The following is a 17,345-nucleotide window of genomic DNA, read 5'->3' on the forward strand; positions in this document are numbered from 1 at the left end:
ATTCTCCAATTCGCCGACCGATTGGTCAGTTTATACATGGCCAAACATCACAAAGAAAGAAAATTCTTCGCACGCCGTGTAATGTCTGGCGGCATGCGAAAAAGATAATTTCAATTCAGCCGGTTATCCTGCACAGATCGGCCAGCCGCTCTTCGCTCTGGGCGGTTTTCTCGGGCAGGAAGCCGTCGCCGCCCTCGAAATGCGCCCCGATCCAGCGTTCCGCCGCCGGGGAAAGCTGGCAATAGAGGCGGCGGAACAGCGCCCGCGCCTCGTGCCCCTGCCAGTCCGGCGGCAGGGCGGCCTGCGGCAGGCGCGGGTCGCGCAGCAGCACGCCGCGATAGTCATGCACCAAAAGCAGCCGGGCGATCAGCGCCATCTCGTCGGACAGCGCCGCGCCCGCCTCGGCCAGGGGCGCAAACCGTGCCAGCATGTCGAGATAACGCTGATGCAGCGCCGAGAGATCCCAGAACTGCCCGATCCGGCCAAGCGCCGGCGGGTCCGGGGCGTGAAAGACCAGCGCGCCTTCCGGCACCGGCTGGCCGCGGTCGGGCCGGATGAAGACCGCCCCGCCCATATGGCCCATGCGCTGGTGGCGGGCCTCGTCCTCGGTCAGCTCCGGGGCGTGCAGGATCTGCCAGCCCCGCGCCGGCACCTCGGCCTTGTAGAGGAGCCGCGCCGCCTGGTCGAATTCCCGCTGGGCCGAGGCGTCCAGCCGGTAATAACTATGCCGCCCCAGCCGCTCGCCGCGCAGCCGATGCGCGGCGACCAGGCGCGAGACGGCGGTGCGCACCAGCGATTCGCTGATGCCGACCCGCTCGCAGACCTCGATCAGCGTGCCGGTCCACAGCACGCCGCCGCGCGGCACCACCACGTCGCCATAGACGGTGACGATGAACGCGGCCGAACGCAGCGCCATTCCCTGCAATATTCCGTCGATCAGCCCGCGCTCGGCCATTCCGCCCCGCCGCATGTTTCCCCGCTGCCTGCAACCGCCGCCATAGAAGCCCGGAAAGCGGTCATGTGCAACGCGGCTTGCCCCTCGGGCGCGGAGATGCCGGCCACCTGTCGCGATGGCCGGCGGGTTCTCAGCGCGGAACGGCGATGGTTTCGCGCGACACGGCGGCCGCCTCGACCTCGTCGCGGGTCAGCGCCTGCGGGCGGCAGTCGAAGCCCTCGTAAAGCGCCAGCTGGTCCTCGTAATGCGGCGAGGCCTCGCCCGAGGGGCTGATGAACCCGCTCTGGCCCGGAGGAGTCACGGCGCAGAACTCGGCCCTGCCGTCGCGGAAGGTGATCCGGTTGTTCTCGGTGCCGCGGTTCATCGCGGTGCCGATGGCGCGGACCTCGTCCTCGCCGGCCTGCGGGATGCCCAGGTAGTTGCTGGTCTCGAACACATGCTGCTTGATCTCGATGCGCCAGTCCGCGGGCTCCTGGCTGCCGAAGCGGTCGGCCAGCCGCGCCGCCGCCTTGTCGAGCGAGGCGAGGATGATTTCGTTGCGGCCGGCCTCGTCGGCGCCGTTGAAGAAATCATGGGTCTGCGGCACGCCGGCCCGCTCGCCCAGCAGCGCGTTGTGCAGCATCTGCGCGGCGCGCGAGATGCGGTTGTAAAGGATCGCCGGCGGGATGGCCGGGCTGTCGTCGCGCAGCACGTCCTCGACCATCACGTCCAGCCAGGTCTGGAACAGCCCCACCGCCGGGGTGGTGGCGCGGCCGTCCTCGGCCCGGATCTGCTGCCCGTCCCAGTTGCGCAGGATCTCGACCAGTTCGGCGCGCTGGCTTTGCGGGTCGATGCCCTCGGCCACATCGAGGATGAAGGGCAGGAAATAGCGGGCGTTGATGTCGAGGAAGCTGATCTCGCGGTTGATGTTCCAGACCTCCTCGGGGGTCAGCTTGTCCTTGGCGTCCAGCCGCGCGGTGATCTCGACCACCCGGTCGGCGCTGCCCCAGGGCGTGGCCTCGAAATTCGCGGCGTCCCCCTTGGCCGAGCGGTTGTTCCAGTTCGCGATCCAGCCCTGGCTGGGGTTATAGGCCTTGGGCGCATCGGCAAAGGGCCGCAGGCCCTGCCAGTCGTCCTTGCCCGGCTGGGCCGGCAGGCGCTGGTCGTGGCCTTCGGCGCGGACCGGGACATGGCCGGGCGAGACATAGCCGATATTCCCGTCCCGGTCGGCGTAATACCAGTTGATCGTGGTCGCGACCCTTTCCGCCTGGTCCAGCCATTCCTGGTAATTCTGCGCCTTGGTCGAGTTCACCCAGGCCATGAGCGTCGAGATCTCCTGCCCCTTCCAGGCGCGGTTGAAGGCATAGGCGGTCGCCGTCTCGGGGTCGATCTGGCCGACCACGCCGTAATCGCTTTCCCAGACCGTGGTCTCGACCTCGGGCTGGCCCTTGACGCGGAAGGTCTCGCGGCGCGCCGTCATCTCCTTCCAGCCGTCGCCGGCGCGGTATTGCCGCGGGTTCTCGGGGTTCAGCTCCAGCCGGTAGTAGTCGTTCACGTCGCGCGGCCCGGCGGTGGCGCCCCAGGCGATGGTGCCATTGGTGCCGAACAGCACATTGGGAACCGCAAAGGGCGTGTTGCCGGTCAGGTCGAACCCGGCGCCATGCAGGCCGATGCTGAAGACATAGGACGGGTTGAAATTGCCGAATTGCGGGCCGTTGATCAGGATGATGCTGCCGTCGGTGGTCTTTTGCGGCCCGGCGATCCACAGGTTGCTGGCGCGCGGACGCCCATCGTCGTCGGGCAGGTCCGGCGCGTTCAGCAACGCGGCAAAGCGGCTGGCCGAAGGCGGGGTCAGCGCGGCCTTGCGCTGGTATTGCTCGCCCTCGGGCACGGTGGTCGGGGCCAGCGGGTCTTCGTCCCAGAACATCTGGTCGAAAAGCGCGCGCGCCTGTTCGGCGCCGAATTGCGCCTCCAGCTCGGCCAGCGTCCTGGCATTGGCCAGTTCGGAGCTGTAGCCCGAAAAGCGTCCGGCCATGGTCCCGACATAGATCATCGCCACGTCGAATTCGGTCCAGCGGCGGGGCTTGAAGCCGAAATCGTTGAACTGCTTGGGCATCAGCCCGGCCGGTTCGGCCAGAACCCGGTCCACCCACAGGTTGAAGCCCGCCGCATAGCCACGCAGGATGTCGCGCTCTTCCGGCGCCAGCGCCTCGATCTGGCGGCGGATCTCGGCATGGTCGAACATCGCGCGGGTCTGGATGTCGAAGGGCAACCGCTCGATGCCCAGCACCTCGGCCACCTCGCCCAGGACCGAGCGCCGCGCCATCTCCATCTGGAACAGCCGGTCCTGCGCCACGCTGTAGCCGAAGCCCGCGTAAAGCCCATGCACGTCGTCGGCATAGACATGCGGCACGCCCCAGCTGTCGCGGATGATCTCGACCTTGGTGTCGGCCAGCGCCGGGCAGGCCAGAAGGGCAGAAAGGCCAGCCGACAGCAGCAGGCGGCCAAGCGAAGACCTGAGCATGTGATTCTCCTCCGGGTGCAAGCGCCTCCTCCGGCGCATCGCCATGGTTATATTTAACCGTTCGGTCGGTCAATTATTGAAGGCACCCATCTGCCGGCGGCCGCCCTGCGCCGGCGGATGGGCCGAGGATCGCCGCGTTCACGCGATTGTCAGCCCCAACGGGCGCAGGCTGGCCGATCATGGTGGGGCGGCCCCATCCGCCGCGACGCAGTCCCGACCCACATCCCAAGGAGGTCCGACATGCAGATCCGAGCCCGCACCCTTTCCTCCGCCATGCTTGCCGCCGCGCTGGCGCTAGGCACCATGCCCGCGCTGGCGCATCACGGCTGGTCATGGGCCGAGGGGGAACAGACGACGCTCGAGGGAACCGTCGAGAGCGTCTCGATGAACCCGCCCCATCCCACGCTTCAGGTCCGCGACGCCCAGGGCACCGTCTGGCAGGTCGACCTGGGCAATCCCAACCAGACCGCCCGCTCGGGCTTTACCGCCGACACGGCAGAGCCGGGCGATGCGATCACGGTGATCGGCAATCGCAACCAGGATCAAAGCGCGCATATGAAGGCCGTCCGCATCGTGATCGACGGGCAGAACTACGACATATATCCCGAGCGCATCCAGGCGGACTGAGCCGTGCAGGAACTCGCGGCCTGGGCCGAGGGCACCGCGCTTGCCGCGGTGCTGCGCCGGTCGGGCCATCTCTACATGGTGGTGAACGCCACGCATATCCTGGGCATCGCGCTGCTGCTGGGCGCGATCGTTCCGCTGGACCTGCGCCTTGTCGGGATCGTCCGCGGCGGGGCGCTGCGCGTGCTGGCGCCCTTTCTGTCCCGCGCGGCGGGGGTCGGGCTTGCCATCGCCCTTGCGACCGGCCCGGTGCTGTGGTCGGTCTCGGCCCGCGACTATCTGGCCAATGCCGCCTTTCGCTGGAAGATCGCGCTGATCGGCCTTGGCCTTGCGGTCGTCGCCCTGCAACATGCCGGCAAGGGCTGGCAACAGGCGGTCGAGACCGGGGTGCCCGGCCCGGATGCGCGCATCCTGGCGGCGCTTTCGCTGGCGATCTGGCTGTCGGTGCTGCTGGCGGGGCGCTGGATCGGCTTTCTGTGACGCCCCGCGCACCGCTGCATCGGAAATCCTGAGACGCTGGCAAGGGAATGGCGATTTTTTGCGGCGTCGCGGCTTCACTAGTCTTGGGCAAACGGCCAGGACGACGAGTTGCCCATGACCCAGATCCCCTCTTCCCATCCGTTCCGCCCGGAACTGGCGATCCTGCGCAGCGGCATCGCGACGGGATCGGCGCTGCGGCGGGGCGTCGTCGTGCTGGGAAATTTCGACGGCTTCCACCGCGGCCACCAGTTCCTGATCCGCTCGGCCCGCCGGATCGCGGCGGATGGCCGCGCGGTCGGCGTCATGTCGGTCGAGCCCCATCCGCGCCAGGTGTTTTCCCCCGAGGCCGCGCCCTTTCGCCTGGCCCTGCCCGAGCAGAAGCACCGCACGGCGCGGCGCATCGGGCTGGACTACCTGTTCGAGCCGGTCTTCGACCGCGCCTTTGCCGGCATGACGCCCTGCGCGTTCATCGACGAGGTGCTGTGCCGGCGGCTGGGGGTTTCGCATGTCGTGGTCGGCGCGGATTTCCATTTCGGCGCGAAACGCGCCGGCACCACCCGGACCCTGGCGCAGGAATGCACCGCGCGCGGCATCGGCGTCACGGTGCTGCCGTTGCAGGGCGGCTTTTCCTCGACCGCGGCGCGCCAGGCGATCCTGGCCGGCGACATGCGGCAGGCACGGCGCTGCCTCGGCCGCCCGTGGGAAGGCGTGCTGGATGCCGGCCGGCTTGCACCCGACCAGATCCGCCCGCCGGCGGGGCGCTATCTGGTCCGAACCCATCGGTCCGCGCAGGCAGGGCCGGTCCGGCTGGACGCGGACGGCCGCATCCTGTCCCCCGATAGCCTGCCGCGCCGGATCGAATTCCTGGATCGGCACGACTGATCCGCCTTGCCCGAGAAAAAGGAGCCCCATGGACCTGCCCCTGCACCTGCCGGCCAGCACCTATCGCACCATGCCGTGGAAGAACGGCACGGGCGCCACCGACGAGATCTGGCTCTGGCCGCCCCGCAGCGACCGCGACGCCTTTTCGATCCGCATCTCGCGCGCACCGATCCTGGCGGATGGCGGCTTTTCCGCCTTTGCCGGCGCCGACCGGGTCATCACGCTGATCGAGGGCGCGGGGCTGGAGCTGGATTTCGGCCATCGCCGCGAACATCTGGCGCCGCTCGCCCCGTTCCGCTTCGACACCGGCCTGGCGCCCCAGGGGCGGCCGGTCGGCGGTCCGGTCCGGGTCTTCAACGTCATGGCCGATCGCAACGACTGGACCATCCCCCATGCCGCGGTGCTTGAGAAGGGAACGGCGGAGGCGACCGGCCTGACCGTCCTCTTCGCGCTGGAACCCCAGCAGGCCAGGACCGGCGGCCGCCTGCACGACTTGGCCCGTCAGGATACGCTGATCTGCGGGCCGGGGCCGCTGCGGCGCGGCGGGCGGGCGCTGGTCGTCACCCTGGCGCCCGCGGGCTGACGCGTGGCGGCCGTCAGGCCCGCGCGAATTTCTCGCGGCATTTCTGGGCGAAACGCTGGGCGGCGCTGGACAGCGCATGCCCCTTGCGCCAGGCCAGCACGATCTGCGACAGCGCATGATCGCCCGCCAGCGGCAGCGCCACCAGCGGCAGCCCGTCATAGCTCATGCTCGATGCGGGCTTGGTGCAAAGCAGCGTATAGCCCAGCCCATGCGCGACCATGCCCCGCACCATCTCGAACGAGGCCGAGCGATGCGCGATCAGCGGCTCGACCCCCTGCGCCTCGAGGATGCCGGTGAAATAGGCGCTGGAGGGCGGCGCATCCAGAAGCACCATCGGCTCGGCCGCCAGCTCGGTCGGCAGGATCTCGGCCTGCCGGGCCATGGGATGATCCTCGGCCATCAGCACATAGGGCTTCAGCACGCTCAGCGCCTGCCAGTCGAAGCGCTCGTCCAGGTCGTTGTCGTAGATCACCGCGATCTCGGTCTCGCCCGAGACCAGGCTTTCGGTCAGCCGGCGCTGGTCCCCTTCCAGCAGCTCGATGTCGAGCCCGCCCAGCTGCCGGATCAGCGAGGGCATCAGGAACGGCCCGAAGGTGTGGAAACAGCCGACCTTCAGCTTGATCCCTTCGCCGTTCAGCACGCCCCGCATGCTGCGCGGCGCCTCGATCCGGCGCGACGAGCCATAGGAGCGGTTGGCATAGATCAGCGGCGAGCCGAGCCGCGCGCTATGCGTGTCCTCGACGCCGCAAAGCAGGACGTGATGCGTGCCCACCCGCTCGGCCGACAGCACCCGGCATTCGAAGGCGACCAGCGGGTCGGCGACGCGGGGCGTGCCATTGGCCAGCACCACCCAGTCGGTGCATTCGAACTTGTCGCCCAGCTCGTCCTTGAAGCGGCCGGCGAAGGCTTCCGAGATATAGGACTGGTCCTCGCGCAGCACGTTCACGCAAAGGACGCCGTTCTCGATGATCTTCGGTGCCGCCGGGCTGAGGTGATGCACGCAGATCAGCAGCGTCGGCGCCTCGCCATCGGCCGAGACCGAGGCCATGGCCGAAACCGTGACGCCCGCCCTGCCCGCCGGCCCGTCGGTGGTCACGACATTCACCGTGCAGGCGGCATGGCTCATCCCGGCGACGAAACGGTCGCGCAACGGGATCTGGGGCATCTGCGGGTCGGCATTCATGGCTGCTTTCCTTGCGTGGGGTTCGTTCCGATTGTCCTGAATGCAGATTGCCGGCTTTTGCCGTCGGGCCAAAATCGTGTTTTCCGCAGCTCTGCCTCAGGAAGATTGATGGGCCGGATGATCGGGGCCACATTCGGTCTGCCCGGCCGGCAGCATGCCCGGCAGGGCGCCGTCGCGGATCACCTCGCGGCAATAGTCGACAAAGGCCTCGGCCGCGCGCGACCGGCGCAGCTCGGTCAGGGAGGCGATGCCGAAGGCGATGGATTGCGAGACGTCCTCGATCGGCAGATAGACCAGCGGCAGACCGTTCTCGGCGTGGCGGTTGGCAGGCCGGACGGTCATCATGCTGTAGCCGATGCCCGCCGCGACATAGGAACGCAGCGAGGCGGTGGACGAGGTCTCCATCACGATCCGGGGGGTGCCGCCGATCTTGCGGAACATGCCCAGGAAGTAGTCGCGCGTCAGCGGCGGGTCCAGCAGGACGAAGGGGTCGTCGATCAGCTCGGCCAGCCGGATCGACCGGCGCCCCGCCATGCGATGCCCGGCCCCGACGATGACATAGGTCCTGAGCCGCGCCAGCTCGATGAACGAGACATCCGGCGGCAGGTTCAGGTCATAGGTCAGCGCCAGGTCGATCCGCGCCAGCCGCAGCTTTTCCAAGAGATCGACCTCGCTGCCCTCGGTCATGGTCATCTGCACCGCCTCGTAGCGGCCCGAGAAGCCGGTCCAGAGTTCCGGCGCGATCAGCGGCGCGAAGGTGAAGAAGGTGCCGACATTCAGCGTCCCCGCGACATGGTCGTTCACGTCGCTGGCCACGTCGTAAAGCTCCGAGGCGGCGCGCAGCGATTCCTTGGCCGCGCGCAGCAGCCGGGTGCCCGCGGGGGTCAGCGACAGGCCCTGCGCGTGATGGCGCACGAAAAGCTGCACGTTCAGCTCGGTCTCCAGATGCGCGATGGCGGCCGAGATCGAGGGCTGCGAGATATTGACCTGCTCGGCGGCCTTCGTGACCGACAGCGTCTCGCCCGCCGCGATGAAATAGCTGAGTTGCCTGAGCGTGAATCGCATCGTCTTCGTCCCCTGTCATGCGCGCAAAGTGGCAACATTCTTTCCGCGCTGGCCCGCCGAAAGGGAAGCTGGTTCTTGGGTCAGGCCGCCGGCGCCTCCAGCGCGTCGAGCAGGCGCGACAGCATCCGGTCGCAGGCCGACAGCTGTTTGGCGGCAATGAATTCGTCGGGCTTGTGGCCCTGTTCCATGAAGCCCGGCCCGCAGATGGCCGTGGACATGCCCAGGCCCTGATGGAACAGCCCGCCCTCGGTCCCGAAGGCGACCTTGATCGCCGGCCCATCCTGGCCGGTGATGCGGCGCAGCAGCCGGACCGCGGCGGCATCCTCGGGGGCATCGAGGCCCGGATAGCCCGAGACCGTCTCGATCTCGATCCGCGCCTCGGGGAAACGGGCGCGATGCGGGGCGGCAATGGCCTCGGCATCGCCGGCGATGGCGGCCAGGATCGCGGCGGGGTCGTCGGCGACGATGTTGCGGATCTCGAAGTCGATCTCGCAGCGGTTCGGCACGATGTTCAGCGCCGTGCCGCCCTGCATGAGGCCGGGATGGATGGTGGAAAAGGGAATGTCATAGGCCGGGTCGCGGGCGCCGGCTCGGACCAGTTCCTCTTGCCGGGCCTGAATACTGGCGATGAAGGCCGCGCCCAGGTGCAAGGCGTTCAGCGCGTTCGGGGCCAGCGCCGAATGGCCCTCGCGGCCGTGGCAGCAGGCGCGGCAGGCGAGCTTGCCCTTGTGGCCGGTGGCGATGCGCATGCCGGTCGGCTCGCCCACGATGCAAAGCGCCGGGCGGTCGGGACGCGCGGCCAGCGCCTCGATCATGCCGCGCACGCCCATGCAGCCGATCTCCTCGTCATAGGACAGCGCCAGGTGCAGCGGCCTGCGCAGGTCGCGCCGGGCGGCGCGGATCGCGGCATGGACCGCGGCGGCGACGAAGCCCTTCATGTCCGCCGTGCCGCGCCCGTAATAGCGCCCGTCCCGCTCGGTCAGGGCAAAGGGATCGACGCTCCAGTCCTGGCCGGCCACCGGCACCACGTCGGTATGGCCCGACAGCACCACGCCCCCCGGCCCCTGGGGACCGATGGTCGCCCAGAGATTGGCGCGGCTGCCATCGGCATGGGCGAAGCGTTCGACGCGCGCGCCCGCCGGCACCAGCAGCCCCTCGACATAATCCAGCAGGTCGAGGTTCGGGCGGCGGGACAGCGTCTCATAGGCCACCAGCCGGCGCAGGATGTCGACGGTCGAGGGGATCGCGGTCATGGAAATCCTTGTCGCAAGGACCGGGGGCGGAACGGGCCGCCCCCGCGTCGGGGGGATCATTCGTCGCCGGGCACGCCATAGCTCGGGGCGGCGTCGGGGTTCAGCGCACGGGTCACATAGGCGTCCATCTCAAGCCGCCAGCGTTCCCACAGGGCGGCGCAATCCTCGATGGGATCGCCCTCGCTCCAGTCGATGCGCAGGTCGGCGATGGGCCAGCTGACCTTGTCCACGATCAGCATGCCCATGGAATGCACCGGCCCCTCTTCGCCGCCCGCGGCGACCGAGGCGCGCATGCCCGCCAGCAGCCGGTCGCCCAGGTGCCGGCCCCTGACCGCCATGAAGGCATCGACCATCTTCTGCGGGATCCCGGCCGAGCAAAGCAGGTTGCCCGCAGCCGCCACGCCCTCGCCATGGGCGATGCCATGCGTGCCCAGCGTCCGGGCGCCGGAACGCCCGGCGGTGCGGCCCGCCGCATCGACCAGCGCCAGCTGGCGATATTCGACATGCGGCGCCCCGGCCACCAGCCGCTCCAGCGCCTCGGCCGCCGAAAGCCCCTGCGCCATCAGGTCCAGCCCCTTGGGCCCCAGGCTCGGGTCGGTGACGTTCTGGGTCGCGACCACCCCCACGCCCGCCCGCGCATGGGCGCAACGTGCCGCCACGCAGGGCGAGGAGGAGGAGACCGCGATGCCGAACATGCCGGTCTCGGGGCAGCGGGCGGAGATCGAGAAGGTCATGCCGGCCTCATGCGTCGGGGATGACGGCGGTGGCCTCGATCTCGACCACCCATTCGGGCCGGGCCAGCGCCGGAACCACGATCCCGGTCGAGCAGGGATGCACGCCCTGCAGGTGCCGGCCCATTTCCTGATAGACCGCCTCGCGATAGCGGATGTCGGTCACATAGACGACGATGCGGCAGATATGCTCCATCCGCGATCCCGCTTCTTCCAGCAGCATCCGGATGTTTTCCATGGTCTTGCGGGTCTGCATCGCCGGGTCGCCGACATGCAGGCATTCGCGGGTCTCCAGGTCCTGCGAAACCTGGCCGCGCAGGAAGACCATGGTGCCGCGGGCGACGACGCCCTGGCTCAGGTCGTTGTCCAGCTTCTGCTCGGGATAGGTCTCCCTGGTGTTGAAGGGGCGGATGCGGTGATGGATGGTCATGGTTTCTGCTCCGGTCGGTCAGTGTTTCGTGCCCCAGACCTGATCGGACAGGCCCGCGGATTTGTGGGTGAAGCGCAGCGCCTCGTTCCAGTCGAAGTTGCGATAAACCGCAGCCAGATGGGCGAAGGGCGGGGATTGCGCGAAAAGCTGGAAGGTCAGCCGGTGGCCGGCATAGTCCGAGTTCAGCAGGTCGCGCGCATAGGCCAGCAGCTTGCGGCGATCCTCGCTGCCCCAGTTCTCGTTCAGGGTGTAGAACTTGTCGAGCCAGGGCGCGGTCTCGGGGTCGTCGAAGCAGGCGGCGTCCGGGGTGATGCAGATCTGGCCGCCGCAAAGCTCGCGCGCCAGGTGCATCATGTGATGCAGCTGCGAACAGGCCAGCACGCGGCCGGTCATCAGCAGCGACTGGTTCGGCATCAAGAGCCCGCCGGGGCTTTCCTCGGCCTCGGCGATGGCCGCGGTCAGGTGGGCGTTGATCCCCTCGCGATAGCAGGCCAGCGTCGCCAGCTTCTCCTGCACCGCCGGCTGATGCTCCAGCCCGGTCTGGCGCACGTTCCACAGCGCCGCGCCGATCAGCAGGTCGGCAAGCTTCAGGTTGCGCTGCACGAAGGCGAAGGCGGAATAGCGGTGCAGCGTCGCGCGGATGAAGGTCGCGGCCTTGGTATGCTGGTAGAACAGCACGTTTTCCCACGGGATCAGCACGTCGTCGTAGATCACCAGCGTCTCGACCTCGTCGAAGCGGTTCGACAGCGGATAGTCCCTGGCCGGCGCGCGGCCGGCAAAGCCGGTGCGGGCGATGAAGCGCAGGTTGGGCGAGGAAAAGTCGCACACGAAGCCCACCGCGTAATCCGACATCGCCTCGTTGCCCCAGTTGGCGATGGTCGGCTTGGTGAAGGCCTGGTTGGCATAGGCGGCGGCGGTCTCGTATTTCGCGCCGCGCACGACGATGCCGGCGTCGGTTTCCCTGACCACATGCAGCAGCATGTCAGGATCCTGGTCCTGCGGCCGCTTGGAGCGGTCCCCCTTGGGGTCGGTATTGGCCGAGACGTGGAAGGGGTCGGTCATGATGACGCGGTGGATGTGGTTGCGGATGTTTTCCGAGAAACGCGGGTCCACCTCGTTCAGGATGTCCTGGCCGTCGAAGAGCGACCACATCTCGCCCGCCGTCTCGTCGCCGACGCGGGTGACGATGCCGCCGACCTCTTCCAGCACCGCATTGGTGGCGGCGCGCTTGGCGCGCCAGTCCTCGCGGGTGAAGGGCAGCTTGAGGCCGACCGAGAAACGCTCGCCGTTCTCCTCGTAGCTCATCAGGTCGCGCGTGGCCTCGGCATGGGCCATGTCGTAGATATGCGCGCGGATGTCGACCAGCGGCTTGAACATCGGGTGCCGGGTGATGTCCTGCACGCGCTCGCCATTGATCCAGACGCGGCGGCCGTCGCGGATTGAGTCGCGATACTGTTCTCCGGTTCTTAGCATGATTTCCTCGGGATTGGCCTTTCGGCGGATGGGATTGGGCCGGGCGCGCTGGCCCTCGGCGGATCGGGCAGACCTCTCCCGTCCCTTGCGAGCGGGCGCGCAGGGGCGGGATCGGCCGGCGGGGATGGGTCGGTCAGCGGGCGTCAGGACTTGGCATAGGTGGTCCAGGCGCCGTCCTTGACGGTCTTGAGCTCGATGGCGATCGGGGTCTGGGTCTGGCCATTGGCGTCGAAGGTGATCTGGCCGGTGGCGCCGTCATGCTGGATGGCGCGGATCGCCTCGGCCAGCCTGGCCTTGTCCTCGACCCCGGCCTCGTTGATCGCCTGGATGATGATGTTCGCGGCGTCGAAGGCGTATTTCGTATAGGGGCTCATCGGCTCGGCAAAGCCCCTGGCCTGGTAGTCGGCCTCCATCCTGGCCAGCTTCGGCGTCTGCGAGGCCACCGGATAGGAGACGATGGTGTTCGCGGCCGCGTCGCCCGCCACCGCGATGAATTCCGGGTCGTAGAAGCCCGAGATGCCCAGCATCGGCTTGTCGAGCCCCACCTCCTTCATCTGCCGGGCCAGGATGCCAGCCTCGGTGATAACGCCGCCGAAATAGACCGCATCGACCTGCTTGCCCTTCAGCGAGGTCAGGACGGTGCGGAAATCGGTCGAGCCCACCGGCAGCAGGTCGGTCGAGACCACCTCGCCGCCCGCCGCGGGGACGAATTCGGCAATCGCCTCGGCGTTCGACTTGCCGTAGTCCGAGGTGTCGGCGATGACGGCGATGCGCTTGGCGCCCAGTTCCTTGACCATCCATTCCGCAAGCGGCTGGTTCTCGGTCAGAAGCGTCGGGGTGACGCGCGTCACCTCGGGCAGGTTCTGTTCGGTGATCGCCGGCGAGATCGCGCCCCAGATCACCAGCGGCGTCTGGAAGCGGGCAAAGACCGGCATGGTCGCCAGCGCCACGGGCGAGTTCCAGTGCCCGGTCGCGGCCACCACGTCGGGATCGTTCACCAGCTTCATCGCCGCGCCGACGCCGGTCTGCGGGTCCGAGGCGTCGTCCAGCACCACCGGCTCGATCTCATACTTGCCGGCGGGGCCGGCATTTGCCTGCTCGATGGCCAGCAGGAAGCCGTTCCGGGCGCCCAGGCCCTGCTGGGCGTTGCCGCCCGACAGCGGGCCCATGAAGCCGATCTTGATCTTGGCCTTCTCGGCGAAGGCGGGGGCGGCGAAGACCGCCGTCGAAAGCACGAGACCGGCCAGAACGGCGCGGCGGGTGGTGGGGATGAAAGCCATGGACCTCTCCTGTCGAAGCGGAAGTTTCCGCGGTCGCGTTTGCGTTGGGATCTGCCGCGTTGCCCGGCCGGGCGCCCTTGCCGGGCGCTGGTCTGCCGGCCTCGCGGCTTGTTGTCGCACCCCGAACATCGACCGATTTCCGCCCGGCTGAGAAGTCGCATTAACTGAACCAGTGCCTCAAAAAATACGAAGCATCCGGCCCAGCATTTCATTTGCCTGACGGGCGATCCCGCCGTCATCTTCGTCGGAAAAACCAATCCAACGCATCAACACGGGAGGACGACATGGAAAGTCTGATCCTCCAGCACCTGCTTAACTGGCTGGTTCTGGGAAGTATTTACGCGCTGGTGGCGCTGGGGTTCAGCCTGCTCTTCGGGCTGCTCAACGTCATCCATTTCTCGCATGGCGACGTGTCGATGATCGCCCCCTTCGTAGCGCTTGGCAGCCTTCAGGCGATCTTCGGCATCACCGGAGGCGCCATGGGCGTCCTGCCGATCCTGGCGGCGCTGGCCATCGCGATCCTGGTCACGGGGCTGATCGGCATCGGCGCGGACAAGCTGGTGATCTCGCGCTTTCGCCGCTCGCCGGCGATGATGGCGCTGGTGGCCACCGTGGCCCTGGGCACGGTGATCCGCGAGCTGATCCGGGGCTTCTATCCGCAGGGCTCGAACCCCAAGGCGTTCCCGGCCATCGCCCAGGGCTTCCTGGAGATCGGCCCGCTGCGCCTGCCCGCCCAGCCGGTGCTGATCGTCGGCACGACCGTGCTGGTCGTGGCGCTGATGTATGGGCTGATGCAGAAGACGCCCATCGGCACCCGCATCCGCGCCGTGGCCGAGGATGCGGCGACCGCGCGGCTGATGGGGATCACGCCCTCGCGCATCTTCGCCTTCACCTTCTTCCTCGCCTCGGCGGCGGGGGCGCTGGGGGCGCTGTTCTTTGCCAGCCATGCCGGGGTGGTGCGATTCGACTTCGGCGTGCAGCTGGGGCTGATCGGCTTTTCGGCCGCGGTGATCGGCGGGCTGGGTTCGATGACCGGGGCGATCCTCGGCGCGCTGGCCATCGCCGGGATCGAAAGCATCGTGCAGGCCAACATCGCCGACGGCGCCTCATACCGCCTCGTCTTCGCCTTCCTGCTCGTCATCCTGATGCTGTGCCTGCGGCCCTCGGGCCTGCTGGGCAAGCCCGTCTTCGAAAAGGTCTGAGCCGATGTCCACGACCCTGACCAATATCCACAGCCGCACGGCCCTGCCCGCCAGCCTGATCGTCGCCGCGACCGAGATCGGCGGCGCGATCCTGCTGGGCGCCTTTCTGCTGGCGGAATCGACGCCGCTGGTGGTGGCGCTGCTGGCGGTGATGGGCGCGCTGTTCGCGGCCCTGCAGTATCGCCCGCAGATCGAGGAGGTGATCGTCGCCGCCTTCCACGACGCGCGCGGGCTGGCCACGGCGCTGGCCGTCGCCATCGTGCTGATCTACCCGTTCTTCCTGGGCGGCAACACCTATGCGCTGCACCTGCTGATCGTCTCGCTGCTTTATTCGGTGCTGGCCCTGGCGCTGAACTTCCAGCTCGGCTCGGCCAATATCCCGAACTTCGCCACCGGCGCGACCTATGGCATCGGCGCCTATACCTCGGCGCTGCTGGCGATCCATCTCGGCTGGAGCTTCTGGGCGACGCTGCCCGCCGCCGCCATCGTCGCCACCGTCTTCGGCTTCCTGCTGGGCATCCCGTCGATGCGCACGCGCGACAGCTACCTGGCGCTGGTGACGATCGCCTTCGGCATCGTCATCCACCAGATGCTGAACAACCTCAGCTGGACCGGCGGCCCGAACGGCCTGGTCGGCATCCCGGCGCCCAGCCTGCTGGGCCATTCCTTCATGCGGCCCATCGAGCTGTTCGGCTTCCGGCTGCCGTCGCAGGCGAATTTCTACTATCTCTCGGCGGCGCTGCTGGGGCTGGCGATCCTGTCGGCCAAGCGGCTGCACGAAAGCCGCGTGGGCCTGGCCTGGAACGCGATCCGCGCCGACGAGCTGGCGGCGAAATGCCAGGGCATCAACGTGGTCTGGTACAAGATCCTGGCCTTCGGCGTGGACGCCTTCCTGGCCGCCTTCGCCGGCACGATCTATGCCTTCTACATCTCGTATATCTCGCCCGACAACTTCACCTTCCTGGTCTCGGTCACGATCATGACCATGGTGATCGTCGGCGGCATGGACAACACGCTGGGGGTGATCCTGGGCGCCTTCCTGCTGACCATGCTGCCCGAAAAGCTGCGGGTGTTTTCCGACTACCGCCTGCTGTTCGTCTCGGTCGTGGTGATCCTGTTCCTGATCCTGCGCCCCAAGGGGCTGTTCCCGCAACGCCAGCGCCATTACGGAGGCCAGTGATGACCACGCCGCTGCTGAAACTGAGCGGGCTCGGCATCCGCTTCGGCGGCCTCGTCGCCGTCGATGCCGTCGACCTGACCGTCGCCCCCTCGACCATCACCTGCATCATCGGCCCGAACGGGGCGGGGAAATCCACGCTGTTCAACCTGATTACCGGGATCTACCGCCCGACCTCGGGCACCGTGGCCTTGCAGGGCGACCCGATCACCGGCCTGCCCGCCCACAGGATCGCCGCGCGCGGCATCGCCCGCACCTTCCAGTCCTCGCGCCTGTTCGAGGACCTGTCGATCCTCGACAATGTCATCATCGGCATGCATGGCCGCACCCGCACCGGCGTGCTGACCGCGCTGCTGCGCCCGGCGAAGTCCCGGCGCGAGCTGGAGGCCTGCGCCACCGAGGCCGAGACGATCCTGCGCGGCATCTCGGACGAGCTTTTCGCCCGCCGCTACCAGCCCGCCGGCATCCTGCCGCAGGCCGACCGGCGCCGGCTGGAGATCGCCAGGGCGCTGGCCTCGCATCCGAAGCTGATCCTGCTGGACGAGCCCTCGTCCGGCATGGACGACCGCGACACGGCGGCGCTGATGGCCGATATTCGCCGCGTCATGGCCGACAATCCCGGCCTGTCCTTCCTGATCATCGAGCACGACATGCGGCTGGTCGCCGAATTGCCCGACAATGTCGTGGTGATCGACTATGGCAAGAAGATCGCCGAGGGGGATTTCGCCACCGTGCGCCAGCTTCCCCGCGTGCAGCAAGCCTATCTCGGACAGAAGGCGGTCGAACATGCTTGAACTCAGCAACGTCAGCACCTCCTATGGCCCCGTCGCCATGCTGCGCGGGGTCAGCATGACCATCGGCAAGGGCGAACTGGTCTGCCTGCTCGGCCCGAACGGCGCCGGAAAGTCCACCACATTCAAGGCGCTGACCGGGCTTTTGCCGCTGGACGGCGGCGCGGTGCGGATGATGGGCCGCGACATCGCCCGGCTGGGCACCGAAAGGCTGGCCGCGCTCGGCGTCGGCTTCGTCCCCGAGGGGCGGCGGCTGTTCCCGACCCTGACCGTACGCGAGAACCTGAAGCTCGGCTACGACGCCTCGGGCTGCGCCATCCCCTTCGAGACCCGGCTGGAGCTGATCCACGACATGTTTCCGCGCATCCGCGAGCGGATGAACCAGCAGGCCAACACCATGTCCGGGGGCGAACAGGCCATGGTGGCGCTGGCGCGGGCCCTGATCGGCGATCCCGAGATGCTGGTGATGGACGAGCCCTCGCTGGGCCTGTCGCCCAAGCTGATCGACGAATATTTCGAGACCGTGGTCCGCATCCATGCCGAGGGCAAGACCGTGCTGCTGATCGAGCAGAATGCCGAGACCGCGCTGTCGATCTCGGACCGCGGCTATCTGCTGGTGCGGGGCCGGATCGCGGTCAGCGGCACCCGCGCCGAGATGCTGCGGGACGACACGATCCGGCACATGTATCTGTGACCGCCGGGACGGGTCGCCCCCCGCCGACCCGTCCCATGC

General features: G+C 68.1%; 17 protein-coding genes. 8 read left to right on the forward strand and 9 right to left on the reverse strand.

The genetic code is table 11. The features are described 5' to 3' along the window. Nucleotides 1–115: 115 nt before the first annotated feature. On the reverse strand, nt 116–970 hold the full coding sequence (locus E3U26_RS16625) for a PaaX family transcriptional regulator C-terminal domain-containing protein (RefSeq protein WP_499106078.1): 855 nt from the start codon (nt 968–970) through the stop codon (nt 116–118). Between the two features lie 115 nt (nt 971–1,085). Next, nucleotides 1,086–3,458 carry an Ntn hydrolase family protein gene (locus tag E3U26_RS16630; protein WP_499106079.1) on the reverse strand — a complete coding sequence of 791 codons (2,373 nt, stop codon included), beginning with the start codon at nt 3,456–3,458 and terminating at the stop codon, nt 1,086–1,088. A gap of 240 nt (nt 3,459–3,698) precedes the next feature. Here E3U26_RS16630 and E3U26_RS16635 point away from each other — a divergent pair, with 240 nt between their 5' ends. The 4 genes from E3U26_RS16635 to E3U26_RS16650 all read left to right on the forward strand — a co-directional run bounded on the left by E3U26_RS16635 (nt 3,699) and on the right by E3U26_RS16650 (nt 6,027). After that, nucleotides 3,699–4,085 carry a DUF6152 family protein gene (locus E3U26_RS16635; protein WP_499106080.1) on the forward strand — a complete coding sequence of 129 codons (387 nt, stop codon included), beginning with the start codon at nt 3,699–3,701 and terminating at the stop codon, nt 4,083–4,085. 3 nt (nt 4,086–4,088) lie between these two features. Then, nucleotides 4,089–4,562: a DUF6644 family protein gene (locus tag E3U26_RS16640; protein ID WP_499106081.1), complete on the forward strand. Its 474-nt coding sequence runs from the start codon at nt 4,089–4,091 to the stop codon at nt 4,560–4,562. Between the two features lie 114 nt (nt 4,563–4,676). Next, nucleotides 4,677–5,444: an adenylyltransferase/cytidyltransferase family protein gene (locus tag E3U26_RS16645; protein ID WP_499106082.1), complete on the forward strand. Its 768-nt coding sequence runs from the start codon at nt 4,677–4,679 to the stop codon at nt 5,442–5,444. Between the two features lie 28 nt (nt 5,445–5,472). Continuing rightward, nucleotides 5,473–6,027, forward strand: coding sequence for a HutD/Ves family protein (locus E3U26_RS16650; RefSeq protein WP_499106083.1), 555 nt, complete (start codon nt 5,473–5,475; stop codon nt 6,025–6,027). A gap of 13 nt (nt 6,028–6,040) precedes the next feature. Here the strand turns inward: E3U26_RS16650 and E3U26_RS16655 are convergent, their stop codons facing one another. The 7 genes from E3U26_RS16655 to E3U26_RS16685 all read right to left on the reverse strand — a co-directional run bounded on the left by E3U26_RS16655 (nt 6,041) and on the right by E3U26_RS16685 (nt 13,442). After that, on the reverse strand, nt 6,041–7,210 hold the full coding sequence (locus E3U26_RS16655; protein WP_084197026.1) for a LysR substrate-binding domain-containing protein: 1,170 nt from the start codon (nt 7,208–7,210) through the stop codon (nt 6,041–6,043). Nucleotides 7,211–7,306: 96 nt separating this feature from the next. Beyond that, a complete protein-coding gene (locus tag E3U26_RS16660; RefSeq protein WP_114534756.1) occupies nt 7,307–8,275 on the reverse strand; it encodes a LysR family transcriptional regulator in 969 nt (322 codons plus the stop codon). Between the two features lie 80 nt (nt 8,276–8,355). Further along, on the reverse strand, nt 8,356–9,528 hold the full coding sequence (gene argE, locus E3U26_RS16665) for an acetylornithine deacetylase (RefSeq protein ID WP_499106084.1): 1,173 nt from the start codon (nt 9,526–9,528) through the stop codon (nt 8,356–8,358). 56 nt (nt 9,529–9,584) lie between these two features. Beyond that, nucleotides 9,585–10,262: a DUF1028 domain-containing protein gene (locus E3U26_RS16670; protein WP_499106085.1), complete on the reverse strand. Its 678-nt coding sequence runs from the start codon at nt 10,260–10,262 to the stop codon at nt 9,585–9,587. Between the two features lie 7 nt (nt 10,263–10,269). Then, nucleotides 10,270–10,689 (reverse strand): RidA family protein, encoded by a 420-nt coding sequence (locus E3U26_RS16675; RefSeq protein ID WP_036754417.1) that lies wholly within the window; start codon nt 10,687–10,689, stop codon nt 10,270–10,272. Between the two features lie 18 nt (nt 10,690–10,707). Further along, entirely contained in the window at nt 10,708–12,162 is a 1,455-nt protein-coding gene (locus E3U26_RS16680; protein WP_036754420.1) for a 4-hydroxyphenylacetate 3-hydroxylase family protein, read from the reverse strand. Between the two features lie 143 nt (nt 12,163–12,305). Continuing rightward, nucleotides 12,306–13,442, reverse strand: a complete 1,137-nt coding sequence (locus E3U26_RS16685) for a branched-chain amino acid ABC transporter substrate-binding protein (RefSeq protein ID WP_499106086.1) — start codon at nt 13,440–13,442, stop codon at nt 12,306–12,308. Nucleotides 13,443–13,726: 284 nt separating this feature from the next. Between E3U26_RS16685 and E3U26_RS16690 the strand changes: the two genes are divergently transcribed. The 4 genes from E3U26_RS16690 to E3U26_RS16705 are packed head-to-tail and all read left to right on the forward strand — an operon-like array spanning nt 13,727 to nt 17,306. Beyond that, nucleotides 13,727–14,644 carry a branched-chain amino acid ABC transporter permease gene (locus E3U26_RS16690; RefSeq protein WP_036754426.1) on the forward strand — a complete coding sequence of 306 codons (918 nt, stop codon included), beginning with the start codon at nt 13,727–13,729 and terminating at the stop codon, nt 14,642–14,644. Between the two features lie 4 nt (nt 14,645–14,648). Continuing rightward, complete coding sequence (locus E3U26_RS16695; protein WP_499106087.1) at nt 14,649–15,824, forward strand: branched-chain amino acid ABC transporter permease; 1,176 nt, start codon at nt 14,649–14,651, stop codon at nt 15,822–15,824. Further along, the gene (locus tag E3U26_RS16700; protein ID WP_214274820.1) at nt 15,824–16,615 is read left to right on the forward strand and encodes an ABC transporter ATP-binding protein; all 792 of its coding nucleotides are present in this window, start codon (nt 15,824–15,826) and stop codon (nt 16,613–16,615) included. Before E3U26_RS16695 ends, E3U26_RS16700 begins: the two co-directional genes overlap by 1 nt. Continuing rightward, the gene (locus E3U26_RS16705; protein ID WP_114534763.1) at nt 16,608–17,306 is read left to right on the forward strand and encodes an ABC transporter ATP-binding protein; all 699 of its coding nucleotides are present in this window, start codon (nt 16,608–16,610) and stop codon (nt 17,304–17,306) included. Before E3U26_RS16700 ends, E3U26_RS16705 begins: the two co-directional genes overlap by 8 nt. Nucleotides 17,307–17,345: the final 39 nt, after the last annotated feature.

Source organism: Paracoccus ferrooxidans, assembly GCF_029909815.1.
Classification (GTDB): Bacteria; Pseudomonadota; Alphaproteobacteria; order Rhodobacterales; family Rhodobacteraceae; genus Paracoccus; species Paracoccus versutus.

What these genes read in the sequence shown, in the direction of transcription:
- E3U26_RS16635 (WP_499106080.1), top strand. Translation starts at nt 3,699, where the DNA reads ATGCAGATCCGAGCCCGCACCCTTTCCTCCGCCATGCTTGCCGCCGCG.
- E3U26_RS16630 (WP_499106079.1), bottom strand. Translation starts at nt 3,458, where the DNA reads ATGCTCAGGTCTTCGCTTGGCCGCCTGCTGCTGTCGGCTGGCCTTTCT.
- E3U26_RS16650 (WP_499106083.1), top strand. Translation starts at nt 5,473, where the DNA reads ATGGACCTGCCCCTGCACCTGCCGGCCAGCACCTATCGCACCATGCCG.
- E3U26_RS16680 (WP_036754420.1), bottom strand. Translation starts at nt 12,162, where the DNA reads ATGCTAAGAACCGGAGAACAGTATCGCGACTCAATCCGCGACGGCCGC.
- E3U26_RS16705 (WP_114534763.1), top strand. Translation starts at nt 16,608, where the DNA reads ATGCTTGAACTCAGCAACGTCAGCACCTCCTATGGCCCCGTCGCCATG.
- E3U26_RS16700 (WP_214274820.1), top strand. Translation starts at nt 15,824, where the DNA reads ATGACCACGCCGCTGCTGAAACTGAGCGGGCTCGGCATCCGCTTCGGC.
- argE (WP_499106084.1), bottom strand. Translation starts at nt 9,528, where the DNA reads ATGACCGCGATCCCCTCGACCGTCGACATCCTGCGCCGGCTGGTGGCC.
- E3U26_RS16670 (WP_499106085.1), bottom strand. Translation starts at nt 10,262, where the DNA reads ATGACCTTCTCGATCTCCGCCCGCTGCCCCGAGACCGGCATGTTCGGC.
- E3U26_RS16675 (WP_036754417.1), bottom strand. Translation starts at nt 10,689, where the DNA reads ATGACCATCCATCACCGCATCCGCCCCTTCAACACCAGGGAGACCTAT.
- E3U26_RS16690 (WP_036754426.1), top strand. Translation starts at nt 13,727, where the DNA reads ATGGAAAGTCTGATCCTCCAGCACCTGCTTAACTGGCTGGTTCTGGGA.
- E3U26_RS16655 (WP_084197026.1), bottom strand. Translation starts at nt 7,210, where the DNA reads ATGAATGCCGACCCGCAGATGCCCCAGATCCCGTTGCGCGACCGTTTC.
- E3U26_RS16645 (WP_499106082.1), top strand. Translation starts at nt 4,677, where the DNA reads ATGACCCAGATCCCCTCTTCCCATCCGTTCCGCCCGGAACTGGCGATC.
- E3U26_RS16625 (WP_499106078.1), bottom strand. Translation starts at nt 970, where the DNA reads ATGCGGCGGGGCGGAATGGCCGAGCGCGGGCTGATCGACGGAATATTG.
- E3U26_RS16695 (WP_499106087.1), top strand. Translation starts at nt 14,649, where the DNA reads ATGTCCACGACCCTGACCAATATCCACAGCCGCACGGCCCTGCCCGCC.
- E3U26_RS16685 (WP_499106086.1), bottom strand. Translation starts at nt 13,442, where the DNA reads ATGGCTTTCATCCCCACCACCCGCCGCGCCGTTCTGGCCGGTCTCGTG.
- E3U26_RS16660 (WP_114534756.1), bottom strand. Translation starts at nt 8,275, where the DNA reads ATGCGATTCACGCTCAGGCAACTCAGCTATTTCATCGCGGCGGGCGAG.